The organism is Agrococcus sp. ProA11 (assembly GCF_039880525.1).
GTDB lineage: Bacteria > Actinomycetota > Actinomycetes > Actinomycetales > Microbacteriaceae > Agrococcus > Agrococcus chionoecetis.
The window spans coordinates 513,073-526,427 of record NZ_CP156989.1; the positions used below are offsets into that span (position 1 = coordinate 513,073).

Here is a 13,355-nt window from a genome sequence, read left to right on the forward strand (position 1 = left end):
GCGTCACGAGACCGGATGTTCGTGTGCCGGCGCCGGTGGCCGTTCGGTCTCGTGATGCGTGCGTCCTGCGGACGCCCGCTCCTCGACCTACGAGGCTGCCGCCATCCGTAGATCGAGGAGCGGTGCGCGGAGCGCGCCGCGTCACGAGACCGGGCCGCTACGAGTCAGCGCATCTGCGACTGGATCGCGTCGACGACCGTCTGGTCGGCGAGCGTCGTGGTGTCGCCGAGCGCCCGACCCTCCGCGAGATCGCGCAGCAGTCGCCGCATGATCTTGCCCGAGCGCGTCTTCGGCAGGTCGGGCACGATGAACACCTGGCGTGGCCGGGCGATCGCACCGATGTCCTTCGCGACGTGCTGGCGCAGCATCTGCTCGGCCCCCTCGACCGAGTGCTCGCGGGAGGCCGACTCCTTCAAGATCACGAACGCCACGACTGCCTGACCGGTGGTCGCATCCGTCGCCCCCACGACCGCGGCCTCCGCGACCCCGTCGTGCGCGACGAGCGACGACTCGATCTCGGCGGTCGAGAGCCGGTGGCCAGAGACGTTCATCACGTCGTCGACGCGTCCCAGCAGCCAGACGTCGCCGTCCTCGTCCTTGCGGGCGCCGTCGCCGGCGAAGTACTTGTCGCCGAACTTCTCCCAGTAGGTCTCTCGGAATCGCTCGTCGTCGCCCCAGATGGTGCGCAGCATCGCCGGCCACGGCTCGGTCGCGACCAGCAGGCCGCCATCGCCGTTGCCGACCGGGTTGCCGCTCTCGTCGACCACATCGACCGCGATCCCGGGCACGGGCACCTGCGCGCTGCCGGGCTTCAGTGTCGTCACCGACGCGAGCGCCGAGATCATGATCGCGCCGGTCTCCGTCTGCCACCACGTGTCGACCACCGGGGTGTGCCCGCCGCCGACGACGTCGCGATACCACATCCACGCCTCCGGGTTGATGGGTTCGCCGACCGTGCCGAGCACGCGCAGGCTCGACAGGTCGCTCGACTGTGTGTGCTGGCGGCCCAGCTTCATGAACGTGCGGATGGCCGTGGGTGCCGTGTAGAAGATGGTCACGCCGTAGCGCTCGATGATCTGCCAGGGCCGCTCCGGCGTCGGGGTGTCGAAGGTGCCCTCGTGCATCACCTGCGTGGTGCCGTTGGCCATCGGGCCGTAGACGACGTAGCTGTGGCCGGTGACCCAGCCGATGTCTGCGGTGCACCAGAAGACGTCCGACTCCGGCTTCAGGTCGAACACGTGCCGGTGCGTGAAGGAGGTCTGCGTCAGGTAGCCGGCGCTGGTGTGCAGGATGCCCTTGGGTCGACCGGTGGTGCCGGAGGTGTAGAGGATGAAGAGCGGGTGCTCGGCCGGGAATGCCTGTGCCACGTGCTCGGGCTCGGCATCCGCCATCGCCTCGTGGTACCAGACGTCGCGGCCGGGAACCCAGTCGATCTCGTTCTCGCCGCGCTTGACGACGAGCACGTTCGTGACGCCGTGACCGGGCTCGCGCAGCGCCTCGTCGACGGTGGGCTTGAGCGGGAAGACCTTGCCCTTGCGCCAGGCGCCGTCGGTGGTGATGACGAGCGTCGCGCCGGCGTCGTCGATGCGGCCGCGCAGGTTCGTCGGGCTGAAGCCGCCGAACACGGCGGTGTGGATGGCGCCGATGCGGGCGCACGCGAGCATCGCTGCGACCGCTTCCGGCAGCATCGGCAGGTAGATGGCGACGCGGTCGCCGGCCTTCACGCCGAGCGACGTCAGCACGTTCGCGAGCCGCTGCACCTCGGCGGTCATGTCGGCGTAGGTGATCGTACGGCGGTCGCCCGGCTCGCCCTCCCAGTGCAGCGCGACCCGATCGCCGTTGCCCGCCTCGACGTGCCGGTCGAGGCAGTTGACCGCGACGTTCAGCGTGCCGTCGGCGAACCACTTCGCGTGCGGCGGCTGCCAGTCGAGCACCTCGGTGAAGGGGGTGTCCCACTGGAGCTCGCGCGCCTGCTCGGCCCAGAACGCCAGCCGGTCCGCATCCGCGCGCTCGTAGAGCTCGGCGGACGTGCCGGATGCGCCCGCGAGCGCCTCCGGCGGCGCGAAGCGGCGGGTCTCGTTCATCAGGTGGTCGATGCGGTCAGACACAGGGGGCTCCTCCAGACGTCGTCGTCGTCGGGGGCGAGCCTACCGGGGAGGCGCGCGCGGGTCGGGCCGTGTTGTGTCTCGCTGCCGCCTTGCTCGCCGCCTACGATGGCACCGTCGGCCAGTCCGACGTGAGCAGGTGCACGGCGGATCCCCCATTCGCCTCTCCTGCGGCGGCGCCCGCCTCCCCCAGGTGGGCGCCGCCTTCTCGCGCGGCCGAGCGCGTCTCCACAGCTCGATGCAGGTCCGCCGCGCGCGACCGCCCGCCGCACTACCGTCCGAGGCATGACTGCACGGGCCGGGCCGGCGCTCGGGCGGGGGACGGGCATCCCGTTCGTCGCCGGAGGCGCGCGGCCGGCCGCGCGCAGCGCAGCGTCTGCGCGCACGGGGATCGGCGGCGGCGCGCTGCACGAGTTCGGCGAGCTCGCACCGCTGGTCGCCGAACCGGAGGTCACGGACGTGTTCGTGGTGGCGGGAGCTGTCTGGGTCGACCGCGGCGCGGGGCCAGAACGTGCGCCCCTCGTGCTCGACGGGGCGCGCGCCCGCTCGCTCGCAGTGGCGCTGGTGGCAGCCGGCGGTCGGCATGTCGACGAGGCGACGCCGTGCGTCGACGTGCGGCTGCACGATGGCATCCGCGTGCACGCGGTGCTGCCGCCCGTGGCTGTGGCTGGCACGCAGCTCTCGATCCGGCTGCCGCGGGTGGCGGCGCTGTCGCTCGACGAGCTCGATCGGGGAGGGGCGTTCTCGCTCGTGGCGCTCGATCGCGTGCGTGCGCTCGTCGCGCGCCGCGCGAACGTGCTGGTCACGGGCGGCGGCGGCTCGGGGAAGACGACGCTGCTGGGCGCGATGCTCTCGGAGGCCGGGTCGGCAGAGCGCATCGTGACGATCGAGGATGTCGCCGAGCTGCGCATCCGTCACCCCCACGTGGTGGCGCTCGAGGCGCGGCAGGCGAACGCCGAGGGTGCGGGCGCGATCGGCCTCGAGCAGCTCGTGCGCGAAGCACTGCGCATGCGCCCGGATCGACTGGTGCTGGGCGAATGCCGCGGGGCGGAGGTGCGCGAGCTGCTGGCTGCGCTCAACACCGGTCACGACGGCGGGGCGGGCACGCTGCATGCGAATTCGCTCGACGACGTGCCAGCGCGACTCGAGGCGCTCGGCGCGCTCGCGCGGCTGACCCCCGCCGCGCTCGCGCGTCAGGCGGTCAGCGCGATCGACGCGGTGCTGCACCTCGAGCGGAGCGGGCAGGTGCGCCGCGTGGCAGCAATCGGTGAGCTGCTGCTGCGGGACGAGCGGCTGGTGGTGCGAGCGACGTGAGCGGTGAGCAGGACGAGACCGCAGCCGTCGTGCACCGGCTCGCGGCGCTGGTCGCCGGCGGCCTGCCGATCGAGCGGGCGTGGTCGTTGCTCGGCACGGATGCGGCGGCTGCCGGTGCGCGCGATGGCGGCGAGCTGGTGACCGCGGTGCTGGCGGTCGCGCGGGAGACGGGCGCGCCGATGGCGCCGACGCTCGAGCGGCTGGCCGCCCTGCTGCGCGAGCAGGCGGCGCAGCGGCGATCGCTTGCGGCGGCACTCGCGGGCCCGCGGGCGACCGCGAACCTCGTGATGGTGCTGCCGATCGTGGGGCTGGGGTTCGGTGCGGCGCTGGGGCTCGACGTGCTCGGCGCCGCGGCGGGCGGCGGGCCCGCGACCTGGTCGATGCTCGCGGGAGCGGGGCTGCTGGCCGCGGCGACGGCGTGGTCGCGCGCCATCGTCCGGCGGGCGACGCGCGGCGATCCCGCCCCCGGGCTCGCGCTCGACCTGGTCGCGGTGGCGCTCGCGGGCGGAGGAGCGGCCGCCCGAGCCCGGCAGGTCGCGGCCCAGGCGCTGCAGGCGGCCGGCGTGGAGACGGGCGGATGGCGCGAGGTCGACGCGGCGCTGGACCTCGCACGTCGTGCCGGCGTCCCGGTGCGCGGTCTGCTCGTCGCGGAGGCGGCCGCGACGCGCACCCGCGCTCGCCTCGACGGCGAGGCGCGCGCGCAGCGGGCAGCTGTGCAGCTCGCGCTGCCGCTCGGCGTCTGCGTGCTGCCCGCCTTCTCGCTGCTGGTCGTCGTGCCGCTGGTGCTGTCGATGCTCGACGGCGCGCTCGCCCCGCTCGCGTAGCGCCGCCTCCCGCCGCCGCCCCGCCTGCCGCCGCCCCGCCCCGCGCCGCCGCCGGCGCCGCGCCGCGCGTGTCAGCTTGTTGCACTTCCAGCGCCCCGGAACAGCAACAACCTGACACGCGCCGGGCGGCGCAGGCGACTGGTCGGCTCGCCGTCCACAGGTCGCTCTGGGCGGCGCACGCGCCGGCGCATCGACCCTGCACCCTGGGGCCCAAATAGAGAGGAGGCGAGCATGAGGATGCTCGAGAGACTGGTGCAGGAGGACGACGGCGCAGCGACGGCTGAGTACGTCATCGCAACGATGGCGGTTGTGGGCGAGTCGGGGCAGAATTGAGGCATGACCCCGACACCGCCAGTCCGCGCCGCCATCTACGCCCGACAGTCCGTCTCCGAGCCCGACGGCATCCAAGGGCAGATCAAGCGCTGCACGCACCTCGCGGCGGCGCGCGACTACGAGGTCGTCGAGGTCTACGAGGACGACGCGACCAGCGGCTACCGCGAACGCGGCGCCGGCACCGCGTTCGACCGGATGCTCGAGGACGCCCGCGGGGGGCGCTTCGACGTGCTCGTCGTGCGCAAGGTCGACCGCCTCGGGCGATCACTGGCCGCGCTCGAACGCCTCACCGCGCTGCGCGTCCACATCGTCACCGCAGACGGCGAGCTCGACCTCTCCACGACCAACGGGCGACTCATGGCGAACCTCATCACGTCCGTCGCGCGCGCCGAGAGCGAGACCAAGGCCGAACGCCGCGTCAACGCCAACACCAACCGCCGAGGCGACGGCATCCCGACGTCGGGGCGCGTGCCCTACGGCTACAAGTGGGTGACGCGAGCCGAGCGAGACAAGCGAGCACAGCGAGGCGCCGAGAACGCGCACTACGCCTACGACCTCGACGAGAGCCGCGCCGACGACGTGCAGCGGCTCTACGCCGACTTCCTCGCGGGCGTGCCGCTCCGCTCGGTCGCGGCCGAGTGGAACCGCGAGGGGAAGCGCACACCGCCGACCAAGGCGCAGCCAGACGGCGGGCCGATCCGCCCGACGACGCTGCGGCGCATGCTCATGTCGCCCTACTACGCCGGGCTCCTGCCGCTCGAAGCGCCGAAGCCCGGCGAGCGATACGACCAGGCCGCGATCACTCGGGAGGCGTGTCGCGAGGGGGCGTGGCCCGCGCTTGTCACTGTCGAGCAGTGGGAGACCGCCAGGGCGCGGCTCGCTCACCCGGAGCGCAAGACCTCACCCGGCCCAGAGCGGAAGTGGCTGCTCTCGGGCATCGCGGTGTGCGGCGGGCACGGCAAGCGTGACGACTCCGCGATCGAGGCGCGTGCGCTCGCGATGACCGGCAAGACCGAGGCCGCCGAGCTCGACCCGCAGGAGCGCGCCGCGGCGGCCCTGGCGCTGGCGGAGGAGCGGTGCGGCGAGCCGATCCGCGCGGGCGGCGGCGCTCGCGGCATCCACTCCTACCGGTGCCGCACGATGGCCCACTTCATGCGGCAGGGCGAGCCGCTCGACCGCTTCGTCGAGGCGCGCGTCGTCCAGTACATCGCCGCACGTGGCGCCGACCTCCTCGTCGAGCGCGAGCGGCCCGACGTCGACAAGCTGCGCGCCGAGCGGGAGCGGCTCGCGGCCAACGTGCGGCAGGCCGGCGACGACGAGCAGGACGGTCTCATCGACCGCGCTGAGCGAGTGCGCCTCACCAAGCGAGCGCGAGCGCGGATCGACGAGCTCGACGCCAAGCTCCGCGCGGGCCTCGACAACGGTGCACTCACCGAGGTCGTCGCGGCGGAGGACGTGGCGGCGACGTGGCGCGACCTGTCCCTCTCACGCCGCCGCGCCGTCCTCGAGGCTCTCGTCGACGTCGTGGTGCACAGCGTCGGGCAGGGCAACCGGCGCAGCATGAGCGACGCCGCGCTCGACCGCACTGTCTCGATTCACTTCCGTCGCTGAGGCGGGGGTACGCCCGCGGTGCGACAGCGGGCACCGTCGCGACCAAGGCGTGCCCCGGCGCTGTCCGCGCGCTCTCGGGGAGGCGGCGGGGGCGCGAGTCTGGCGCGCCGATCTGGCCCTCCTCTCGCCGCCCGTTGCCACCAACCGCTAGTGCTGAGCCTCGCGCGCTGCGCGCTACGTCGCCGCGGCTCGACGTCCTAACGCGTCCGGAGATGTAAGTAGCCCCGGCTCTGCGACGAGCTGACGCGCTAAGACCTCGGTTTGCGGCATCGTTAACCGATTTCGAGTGTCCGGGAATGTCACTAACCCCCCTACCCCAAGGAAAGGGGCTTCGACGCAACCGCACCTTCACTTACATCACCGGACAGCCTTAGATATCAGATAACGCCGCCGCTGCTGCTTCTTCGACGCCGTGCGCGACACGCCGAACAGCATGCATGCTGACCGGAACGATGTTGTAGAATCAAAGCGAGCCCGAGGGCTCCGGGGTCAACAGACCGGCGCTAGACGCGACCTGAGTGCAGCTTCCACTGCTGGGAGCAAATCGCCCCTCGATCGGTAGTCAATCCGACGAAGCGACAGTCCGAGCAACCGCTCGGCACGCCGAACGAGAGTCGGCGTCCCTCAGCAGTGAGCAGAAAGCCCTCAGCCGTGGCACTCACCGCAATCGTCGACGCGACCGTCGACAGGACCCCTGACCCCCTCCTCCACGACCCCGACGGCGTGCACGCTGCCGCCGTCGCCGCGGCGCCCGATCCGTCGCCCGACCTTCGCGCCCGCCTCGGCGCCCTGCTGTCGGATGCAGCCCGATGAGCTGCCCTGAAGCGGACGAGACCCGCGACCGCATGAAGGCCCTGGGCCGTCTCGGTGGCCTGGCCTCGACCTCGCGGCAGAGCCCCGAGGAACGGTCTGCGCAGATGAGCCGCGCATCGAAGGCGAGGTGGGCCAAGGAAAACCTAAAGCGCGCCGCCGAGGGTCGCGAGCCGACGAAGGCATGGTCAAGCCCGATCGGCGACGAAGACCTCGCCGAGTGGCTCGAGCACCTCGACGAGACGATGCCTGAGGCACGGTACTGGCCGACCGAGCCGCGACGTCGCCAGGCGCTGCTGCTCATGCGCCAGTCCATCGCGCAGGCGACGATCGAGGCAATGAACCGGGGCGACCGGTGAGCGCCGTGCTCGACGGCCTCGTGGGCCAGAGGGCGCTCGTCACGGTGCGCGGCTTCCGCGACTCGATGGTCGGCACGATCGTCGCCGCGACCGCGGCCGTCGTGGTCTTCGACGAGGACGGCGCCGACGATCGGCTCGTCGTGCCGTGGAAGAGCATCGTCGCCGTCTCGCTGCGAGGCGTTCGATGAGCGGCATCTACGGCGAGCACGCGAAGGCGTATCGTAAGGCGGGCCTGTGGCCGATTCCGGTGCAGGGCAAGACGCTGCCGCCGAAGGGCTCGACGGGCCACGTCGGCACCGTGACGCCCGACAAGGTGAAGGCGTGGCGTCGTGACCGGGCCGAGGATAACGTCGCGATCCGTCACGACGGCACGATCGCGATCGACGTGGACGCCTACGGCGACAAGCCGGGCGCGGCGTCTCTGGCGCAGCTCGAGCAGCGTGCCGGCGAGCCGCTGCCGCCGACGTTCACGAGCACCGCGCGTGGGAAGTCGACGCCGAGCCGCCAGCACGTCTACCGCCTGCCCGCGGGCGTCATGCTGGCGACGAACCCGGCCGACGGCATCGAGGTCTGCCAGCGGCATCACCGCTACTCGGTCGTCTGGCCGAGCGTCCACCCCGACACCGGCAAGCAGTACCGCTGGTTCGGCCCGGACGGCGAGCGGCTCGACGCGCCACCGCAGCTCGAGGACATCCCGTTTCTGCCCGACTCGTGGCGCGAGGTGCTCGCGTCGGGGCCGGTCAGGGTCGACCCCGACGCCGACCTCGACGAGATTCTCGCCGCAGCGCGCGCCGGCGACCCGTCGCCCGCGGTCGAGGAGCTCGTCGAGAAGATGCACGGCCTCGAGCACGTCGGGCACAACGACTTCCTCGGGCTGTCGTATCAGGCCATCCGGCTTGCGCTCGAGGGGCATCCCGGCGTCCCCGCCGCGCTCGACGAGCTGCAGCGGCTGCACCGCGAGTACCTCATCGGCTCCAAGGGCCTGCCGGGCCGAAAGGCGAATGCCGAGATTGCGCGGATGCTTCGCACCGGGGCCGAGCGTGCGGCCGCCGAGCCGGTGGAGCAGACCTACGGCGGCACGCCGATGGAGCTGGCACCGAAGGTCGAGGCGGTGAGCATCGAGGCCGCGCACGCGACGTTCCGTGACTGGCTCGGCCTCGGCTACGACATGGACGCCATCGACCTCTGCCTCGCGGCCACGGCCGTGCAGCGGATGGGGAGCGGCGACCCGGTGTGGCCGATGATCGTCGCCGCAGCCTCGACGGCGAAGACCGAGACCGTGCAGACCCTCTCGGGCGCCGGCGCGCGGATCGTCTCGGCGATCGCCAGTGAGGGCGCGCTGCTCTCCGCGACCTCCAAGGGCGAGCGGACGAGCGAGGCGACGGGCGGCCTGCTGCGGGAGATTGGCGACGGCGTGCTCGTGCTCAAGGACTTCACGACGATCCTGTCGATGCCGTCCGCGACGCGCGCGCCAATCCTCGCCGCGCTGCGCGAGATTTACGACGGCAAGTGGTCGCGCACCGTGGGAACGGACGGCGGCCGGGTGCTCGAATGGGCTGGACGCATCACCGTCGTGGGCGCGGTGACGAACGCCTACGACGACGCCCACGGCGTCATCGCGGCGATGGGCGACCGATTCGCCGTGCTCCGGGTCGACAGCACTCGCGGACGCCTCGAGGCGGGCCGGAAGGCGCTGAGCAACACCGGCTCCGAGGTTGCGATGCGCGCGGAGCTCGCCGCAGCAGCTGGCGGCGTCATCGCGGGTGCCGAGCTTGTGCCGGTCGAGCCGACCGACGAGGAGGCCGAAGCGATCCTCGCCGCCGCCGACCTCGTCACCCGCGCTCGCACGCACGTCGTGACGGACTACCGGGGCAACGTCGTCGACGCGCACTCACCGGAGTCGCCCATGCGGTTCGCGAAGCAGCTCGGCCAGGTGCTCCGGGGCGCGGTCGCGATCGGGCGCAGCCGTGAGGACGCGCTCAGGCTCGCTCTTCGCGTCGCTCGCGACTCGGTGCCGCCCATGCGGCTCGCCGTGCTCGAGGACGTCGCCGCGCATCCGGGCGCGACGACGACGAACGTCGTCAAGCGCTTGCAGAAGCCGCGCACGACCGTCGACCGGCAACTCCAAGTGCTGCACCAGCTCGGGCTCCTCACGACGGCAGACGAGCAGCTCGGCACGCTCTGGATGTACACCCTCGCCGAAGACGTCAGCCTCGCCGCCATCCAACTCACCACCCACCGCAAGACCAACCGAAAGGCAAAGCCATGATCGACATCCGCAACTCCGAGTCCCGCCGGCGCATCCTGCTGCCGAACGTCGAGGCCATCCCCGTGAAGGCCATCCGCGCCGAGGTCGAGACGGCGATCGAGCGGCACGCCGCGCTCGTCGACGCACGCCGCGCCGTGCAAGCGGCCGACAACGCCCTCAGCGCCGCCAAGGCCGCAGCAGAAACCGACGCGCACGCCGCAGCGACGTCAGGGGCCGCCGTGCCCGCCAAGGAGCTGCAGCGGGCCGTCCGTGACGCCGAGGACGATCTCGAGGCCGCGCGCCTGACGCTCCGGGCGAGGGCCGTCGCATGGGATCGCGCGCACGCTCTGGTCGCCGAGACGGTCGGCACGCATCGCGAGCGCTGGGCCGAGGCGGTGGAGCGCGACGCCGAGAAGGCGATCGCTTCCATCGCGACCGCCCGGTCGAAGCTCATGAAGGCGCAGGCGGACGCGCTCGCCGCGTTCGGCGTGCTCGGCATGCTCGACACCTACGACGAGCGCCCGAACCCCATCGCGAACGAGCCCGGCGTCGGACTGCCGCTCGATCAGGCGGTCACCGCGACGGCCGACGCGCTCGCGGCCGCGTCGAGGGTGGCGGAGGCGATCAGCGACCGCCGCAAGGCTCGGCTCGCCGCCGCACCGGCGAAGGAAGCCGCGGCACGCGCAGCGGCAGAGGCGGAGGCCGCCGCGCTCGAGGCCGCTGAGGCCGAGGCCGCTGCCCGGATCATCGACATCGAGGTCGAGGCGGACGACGATGACGAGTGAACTCATCACCCGCAGCGACGACGCCACCGTCGAGGCCGCGATCCGCGCCGTCGTCATGCGCCGCGAGGGGCACTCCTGGGGCGACATCGCGGCCCGCATCGGCGTCACGACGGTCGAGGCGGAGGAGCTCGGCCGCGTCGCCTACGCCCGGCTCGGCGCGCAGACCGCGGACGAGCTCCGCGTCGAGGTCGAAGACCGCATCGACGACATCATCCGCAAGGCGCACCGGGACGTCGCCCTCTCCTCGGCGCAGGGCGAGCGAACGGCGCTCTACCGCGTCATCCTCGCCGCTGAGGCGCAGCGCTCGCGGCTCCTCGGCCTCAACCTGCGAGGAGGCGACGATGCCGCTGAAGCGTGAATCCAAGCCGAAGGAACGTGCCGCCGGCGCCGAGCCCACGCTCGAATCGGTTGCCGAGAAGCTCGCGGAGGTCGTGGACGAAGCGATGGCGACCCGCGACCTGAAACGCCTCGCCAAGGCGCGCAAGCTCAGCAAGCTCGACCGGCTCTACCTCGGCGCGCTGCGCAGACGCGCCGCGGGCGAGCTTCAGCCCCGCCCGGAAAGCGCAGCGCCACCGCTCGAGGGTGGCCGCCTGCTCGCGCTCGCCGAAATTGTCGAGGCGCGCGTCCGACTCATGACCGACGGCGAGGCCAACCGCAAGCGCCGCCACCTCAAGGCCGCGGGCGAGCTGAGCCAGCTGGACGCGCTCTACCTCTCGGCGCTGCGCGAGCGCCGCCTCCGATCCAAGAACCTACGCAAGGAGAACCGACCGTGACCAAGGACAAGCAGCAGCGACTGGAGCGCCGCATCAAGCGGCTGCAGCAACGACTCACCGAGGCCGAGGGCACGACCAGCGAGCGACAGGCCGCACGCCTCGGCTACCGGCCCGCAGCGCCCGTCGAGGGCGACGCCTCGGCACGCCAGGCGGCCCGCTTCCAGGCCGACGACCAATGAACGGCGACCCGATCGTCGACGAGCTGCGCCGCATCCTGCGTAGCCGCCGCAGATAGAGACTCCCGCGAGCGCTCCGTGGTGTTGCCGCTCGCGGGCCAGAGGGAATGCCGCCGACGTCGTGGGGACTCGGCGGCATTCCTGCATCATGGAGCGATGGACGACGATCCCCTCTGGAGCATCGGAACGCCCAACTGCCCGCGGTGCCTCGTGCCGATGGAGATGCAGCCCGGCGGCCGTGGCGTCTGGCGCTGCCCAGAGTGCGGCCTCGCGAAGCTCTAGTCGTCGTCCTCGTCCGCGGCGCGCTGGCGCCGCAGTGTGTACGCTGCCGCGAACGTGCCGAGGAAGCGCAGCACAGGGACAGCCAGGAAAGCCGTGCCCGCGAGCGAGTTTCCAACGGAGTAGAAGTACGTCGCAACACCGCCGAAGAGAACGAAGAGCGCGGGGGTAATCCACTGCGCACGCTCGCTCTGCTTAATCTGTGCCGCTTGGAGCTCGGATCGCCGGGTCGACTCGTCCGACGTGTAGGACTCTGAGACCCGGAATATGCGCTCTTGATGCTCCGGGGTGTACTTGTACAACTCCACCGCGTCCGGCAGCGGCCCCGACGTCGACTCCATGAGCATGCGCCCGATGACCAGGCGCTCCTCGGGGTCGAGCTCGGCGATCACTTCCTCCGGCGAGCGCTCTATTTCAGAATGTGCTCCAAGGCCTTCCTCTGCCTCGTCGACCTCGTCTCCACCCTCGGAGCTGTCCGCTCCATCTCTCGACCGAGTAGCGCTAGCTGTGTCTCTCCGTCTAGGAAGAACGTGAAGTCGGCCGGGATCGTCTTCGGCGTGTCTGGGAACACCTTCACCACGCGCTCCGTCTTGCTCGAGCGGGCCGTCTTGATTGCCTTCGACAGCTTGGCCTTGGCTGTTCTCTTCATCTTCATTGCCACTCAACATCGCCCCAATCGTTCTTCTCGGCCGCACTGCGAATGAGCAACGCTGGCCTTCGTGACGGTTAGTGAACTACCACTGAGGTAAACGTAGCCCATCGATGCTTGATTCCCGCTTCGATTCTGCTTCGCGTTGGTCATGCGCCTCAACCGTGCCACAGTTGCGGCGGTTGGCTTCGCGGGACTCCTGGTGGTGATCCTGCGCAGCGACGAGGTGCGCGGGATGCTCACCGACATGGTCCAGCGTGCGCTCACGGTGCAGTAGGCGGCGCGGGAGCAGCGGCAGGCGCAACAGCGAGCTCGGCGCAGTGACCGCCGAGCTCGCGGCGGCGCTGCCGGCTGCGGTGCTGGCGATCGGCATCGCCGTCGGGGCGGTCGCCGCGACCGCGGCGCAGGTGAGCCTGGAGCAGTCGGCGGGCGCTGCCGCGCGAGCGGCAGGACGCGGTGACGACCCGGCGCCCTACAGCGAGGGCGCCGCCGTGCGGATCGAGCAACGGGGCGAACTGGTCTGCGCCGTGCTCAGCAGGGATGCGCTCGGGGGAGCGCTGGAGCTGACGGCTCGCAGCTGCGCCCACGGGGGAGGGCGGTGAGCGATGGCGTCTCGTGACGGCTGCGGCCCGGTGGGCCGCGGCCTCCTCGACGGTCGAAGAGCGGGCGGCCACCGGTGGGACGACGAGTGCGGGGCGGGGAGCGTCCTGGCGCTCGCGATCGCCACGGCCGCGCTGCTGCTGGCGATGCTGATCGTCGGAACGGGTGCGGCAGCGATCGCGCAGGCGAGAGCGGCTTCGGCGGCCGATGCGGCGGCGCTCGCGGCCGCCGATGCGCTCTCCGGCTTCGCCGACGGCAGCCCCTGCGGGCTCGCTCAGGCGGTGGCGGGCGCGAGCGGGGCGCAGCTGAGCCTCTGCCGTATCGACGGCCTCGACGCCGCCGTGGCCGTGACGGTTCCGGTGGGTCCGCTGCGCGCATCCGGCACAGCGCGGGCGGGCCCGCCGCGGTGACACGGCCGACGGCTGGCGCGTCTGCGCCGCGAGCGAACGACGGCCCTGCGGCGGTGAGCGCACGATCACACCGTGTGTA

17 protein-coding genes and 1 pseudogene are annotated in these 13,355 nt (G+C 72.0%); 15 read left to right on the forward strand and 3 right to left on the reverse strand.

Features of this window, described 5'->3' with window-relative positions; translation table 11 throughout:
- Window positions 1-164 precede the first annotated feature (164 nt).
- Window positions 165-2,108, reverse strand: a complete 1,944-nt coding sequence (gene acs, locus ABG090_RS02465) for an acetate--CoA ligase (RefSeq protein ID WP_347756083.1) — start codon at window positions 2,106-2,108, stop codon at window positions 165-167.
- Between the two features lie 282 nt (window positions 2,109-2,390).
- Here acs and ABG090_RS02470 point away from each other — a divergent pair, with 282 nt between their 5' ends.
- From ABG090_RS02470 to ABG090_RS02525, 12 genes are all read left to right on the forward strand, one after another.
- Window positions 2,391-3,419 carry a TadA family conjugal transfer-associated ATPase gene (locus ABG090_RS02470; protein ID WP_347756085.1) on the forward strand — a complete coding sequence of 343 codons (1,029 nt, stop codon included), beginning with the start codon at window positions 2,391-2,393 and terminating at the stop codon, window positions 3,417-3,419.
- Entirely contained in the window at window positions 3,416-4,243 is an 828-nt protein-coding gene (locus ABG090_RS02475; protein WP_347756087.1) for a type II secretion system F family protein, read from the forward strand. The genes ABG090_RS02470 and ABG090_RS02475 overlap by 4 nt, the downstream gene beginning before the upstream one ends.
- A 231-nt stretch (window positions 4,244-4,474) precedes the next feature.
- On the forward strand, window positions 4,475-4,576 hold the full coding sequence (locus ABG090_RS02480) for a DUF4244 domain-containing protein (protein ID WP_347756089.1): 102 nt from the start codon (window positions 4,475-4,477) through the stop codon (window positions 4,574-4,576).
- 3 nt (window positions 4,577-4,579) lie between these two features.
- Window positions 4,580-6,187 carry a recombinase family protein gene (locus ABG090_RS02485; RefSeq protein WP_347756091.1) on the forward strand — a complete coding sequence of 536 codons (1,608 nt, stop codon included), beginning with the start codon at window positions 4,580-4,582 and terminating at the stop codon, window positions 6,185-6,187.
- 651 nt (window positions 6,188-6,838) lie between these two features.
- Complete coding sequence (locus tag ABG090_RS02490) at window positions 6,839-7,000, forward strand: hypothetical protein (protein ID WP_347756093.1); 162 nt, start codon at window positions 6,839-6,841, stop codon at window positions 6,998-7,000.
- Window positions 6,997-7,356 carry a hypothetical protein gene (locus tag ABG090_RS02495; RefSeq protein ID WP_347756095.1) on the forward strand — a complete coding sequence of 120 codons (360 nt, stop codon included), beginning with the start codon at window positions 6,997-6,999 and terminating at the stop codon, window positions 7,354-7,356. Before ABG090_RS02490 ends, ABG090_RS02495 begins: the two co-directional genes overlap by 4 nt.
- Complete coding sequence (locus tag ABG090_RS02500; protein ID WP_347756096.1) at window positions 7,353-7,544, forward strand: hypothetical protein; 192 nt, start codon at window positions 7,353-7,355, stop codon at window positions 7,542-7,544. The genes ABG090_RS02495 and ABG090_RS02500 overlap by 4 nt, the downstream gene beginning before the upstream one ends.
- Window positions 7,541-9,625 carry a bifunctional DNA primase/polymerase gene (locus ABG090_RS02505; RefSeq protein ID WP_347756098.1) on the forward strand — a complete coding sequence of 695 codons (2,085 nt, stop codon included), beginning with the start codon at window positions 7,541-7,543 and terminating at the stop codon, window positions 9,623-9,625. Before ABG090_RS02500 ends, ABG090_RS02505 begins: the two co-directional genes overlap by 4 nt.
- Window positions 9,622-10,389, forward strand: a complete 768-nt coding sequence (locus tag ABG090_RS02510; protein WP_347756100.1) for a hypothetical protein — start codon at window positions 9,622-9,624, stop codon at window positions 10,387-10,389. The genes ABG090_RS02505 and ABG090_RS02510 overlap by 4 nt, the downstream gene beginning before the upstream one ends.
- Window positions 10,379-10,747: a hypothetical protein gene (locus ABG090_RS02515; RefSeq protein ID WP_347756102.1), complete on the forward strand. Its 369-nt coding sequence runs from the start codon at window positions 10,379-10,381 to the stop codon at window positions 10,745-10,747. The genes ABG090_RS02510 and ABG090_RS02515 overlap by 11 nt, the downstream gene beginning before the upstream one ends.
- The gene (locus ABG090_RS02520) at window positions 10,731-11,162 is read left to right on the forward strand and encodes a hypothetical protein (protein WP_347756104.1); all 432 of its coding nucleotides are present in this window, start codon (window positions 10,731-10,733) and stop codon (window positions 11,160-11,162) included. The genes ABG090_RS02515 and ABG090_RS02520 overlap by 17 nt, the downstream gene beginning before the upstream one ends.
- Window positions 11,159-11,341, forward strand: a complete 183-nt coding sequence (locus ABG090_RS02525; protein WP_347756106.1) for a hypothetical protein — start codon at window positions 11,159-11,161, stop codon at window positions 11,339-11,341. The genes ABG090_RS02520 and ABG090_RS02525 overlap by 4 nt, the downstream gene beginning before the upstream one ends.
- A gap of 275 nt (window positions 11,342-11,616) precedes the next feature.
- Here ABG090_RS02525 and ABG090_RS02530 read toward each other — a convergent pair whose 3' ends face one another.
- Together ABG090_RS02530 and ABG090_RS02535 are read right to left on the reverse strand one after the other, a co-directional pair.
- On the reverse strand, window positions 11,617-12,009 hold the full coding sequence (locus tag ABG090_RS02530) for a hypothetical protein (RefSeq protein WP_347756108.1): 393 nt from the start codon (window positions 12,007-12,009) through the stop codon (window positions 11,617-11,619).
- 17 nt (window positions 12,010-12,026) lie between these two features.
- Window positions 12,027-12,272: a hypothetical protein gene (locus ABG090_RS02535; protein WP_347756110.1), complete on the reverse strand. Its 246-nt coding sequence runs from the start codon at window positions 12,270-12,272 to the stop codon at window positions 12,027-12,029.
- 160 nt (window positions 12,273-12,432) lie between these two features.
- Between ABG090_RS02535 and ABG090_RS02540 the strand changes: the two are divergent.
- The 3 genes and pseudogenes from ABG090_RS02540 to ABG090_RS02550 form a co-directional block, all read left to right on the forward strand.
- Window positions 12,433-12,543: pseudogene (locus ABG090_RS02540) on the forward strand (DUF4244 domain-containing protein); the annotation flags it as partial.
- A gap of 43 nt (window positions 12,544-12,586) precedes the next feature.
- Window positions 12,587-12,868, forward strand: coding sequence for a hypothetical protein (locus ABG090_RS02545; protein WP_347756112.1), 282 nt, complete (start codon window positions 12,587-12,589; stop codon window positions 12,866-12,868).
- Between the two features lie 3 nt (window positions 12,869-12,871).
- Window positions 12,872-13,276: an Rv3654c family TadE-like protein gene (locus ABG090_RS02550; RefSeq protein WP_347756113.1), complete on the forward strand. Its 405-nt coding sequence runs from the start codon at window positions 12,872-12,874 to the stop codon at window positions 13,274-13,276.
- Window positions 13,277-13,355 lie beyond the last annotated feature (79 nt).

What these genes read in the sequence shown, in the direction of transcription:
- ABG090_RS02470 (WP_347756085.1), top strand. Translation starts at nt 2,391, where the DNA reads ATGACTGCACGGGCCGGGCCGGCGCTCGGGCGGGGGACGGGCATCCCG.
- ABG090_RS02480 (WP_347756089.1), top strand. Translation starts at nt 4,475, where the DNA reads ATGAGGATGCTCGAGAGACTGGTGCAGGAGGACGACGGCGCAGCGACG.
- ABG090_RS02485 (WP_347756091.1), top strand. Translation starts at nt 4,580, where the DNA reads ATGACCCCGACACCGCCAGTCCGCGCCGCCATCTACGCCCGACAGTCC.
- ABG090_RS02495 (WP_347756095.1), top strand. Translation starts at nt 6,997, where the DNA reads ATGAGCTGCCCTGAAGCGGACGAGACCCGCGACCGCATGAAGGCCCTG.
- ABG090_RS02505 (WP_347756098.1), top strand. Translation starts at nt 7,541, where the DNA reads ATGAGCGGCATCTACGGCGAGCACGCGAAGGCGTATCGTAAGGCGGGC.
- ABG090_RS02510 (WP_347756100.1), top strand. Translation starts at nt 9,622, where the DNA reads ATGATCGACATCCGCAACTCCGAGTCCCGCCGGCGCATCCTGCTGCCG.
- ABG090_RS02515 (WP_347756102.1), top strand. Translation starts at nt 10,379, where the DNA reads ATGACGAGTGAACTCATCACCCGCAGCGACGACGCCACCGTCGAGGCC.
- ABG090_RS02520 (WP_347756104.1), top strand. Translation starts at nt 10,731, where the DNA reads ATGCCGCTGAAGCGTGAATCCAAGCCGAAGGAACGTGCCGCCGGCGCC.
- ABG090_RS02535 (WP_347756110.1), bottom strand. Translation starts at nt 12,272, where the DNA reads ATGAAGATGAAGAGAACAGCCAAGGCCAAGCTGTCGAAGGCAATCAAG.
- ABG090_RS02550 (WP_347756113.1), top strand. Translation starts at nt 12,872, where the DNA reads ATGGCGTCTCGTGACGGCTGCGGCCCGGTGGGCCGCGGCCTCCTCGAC.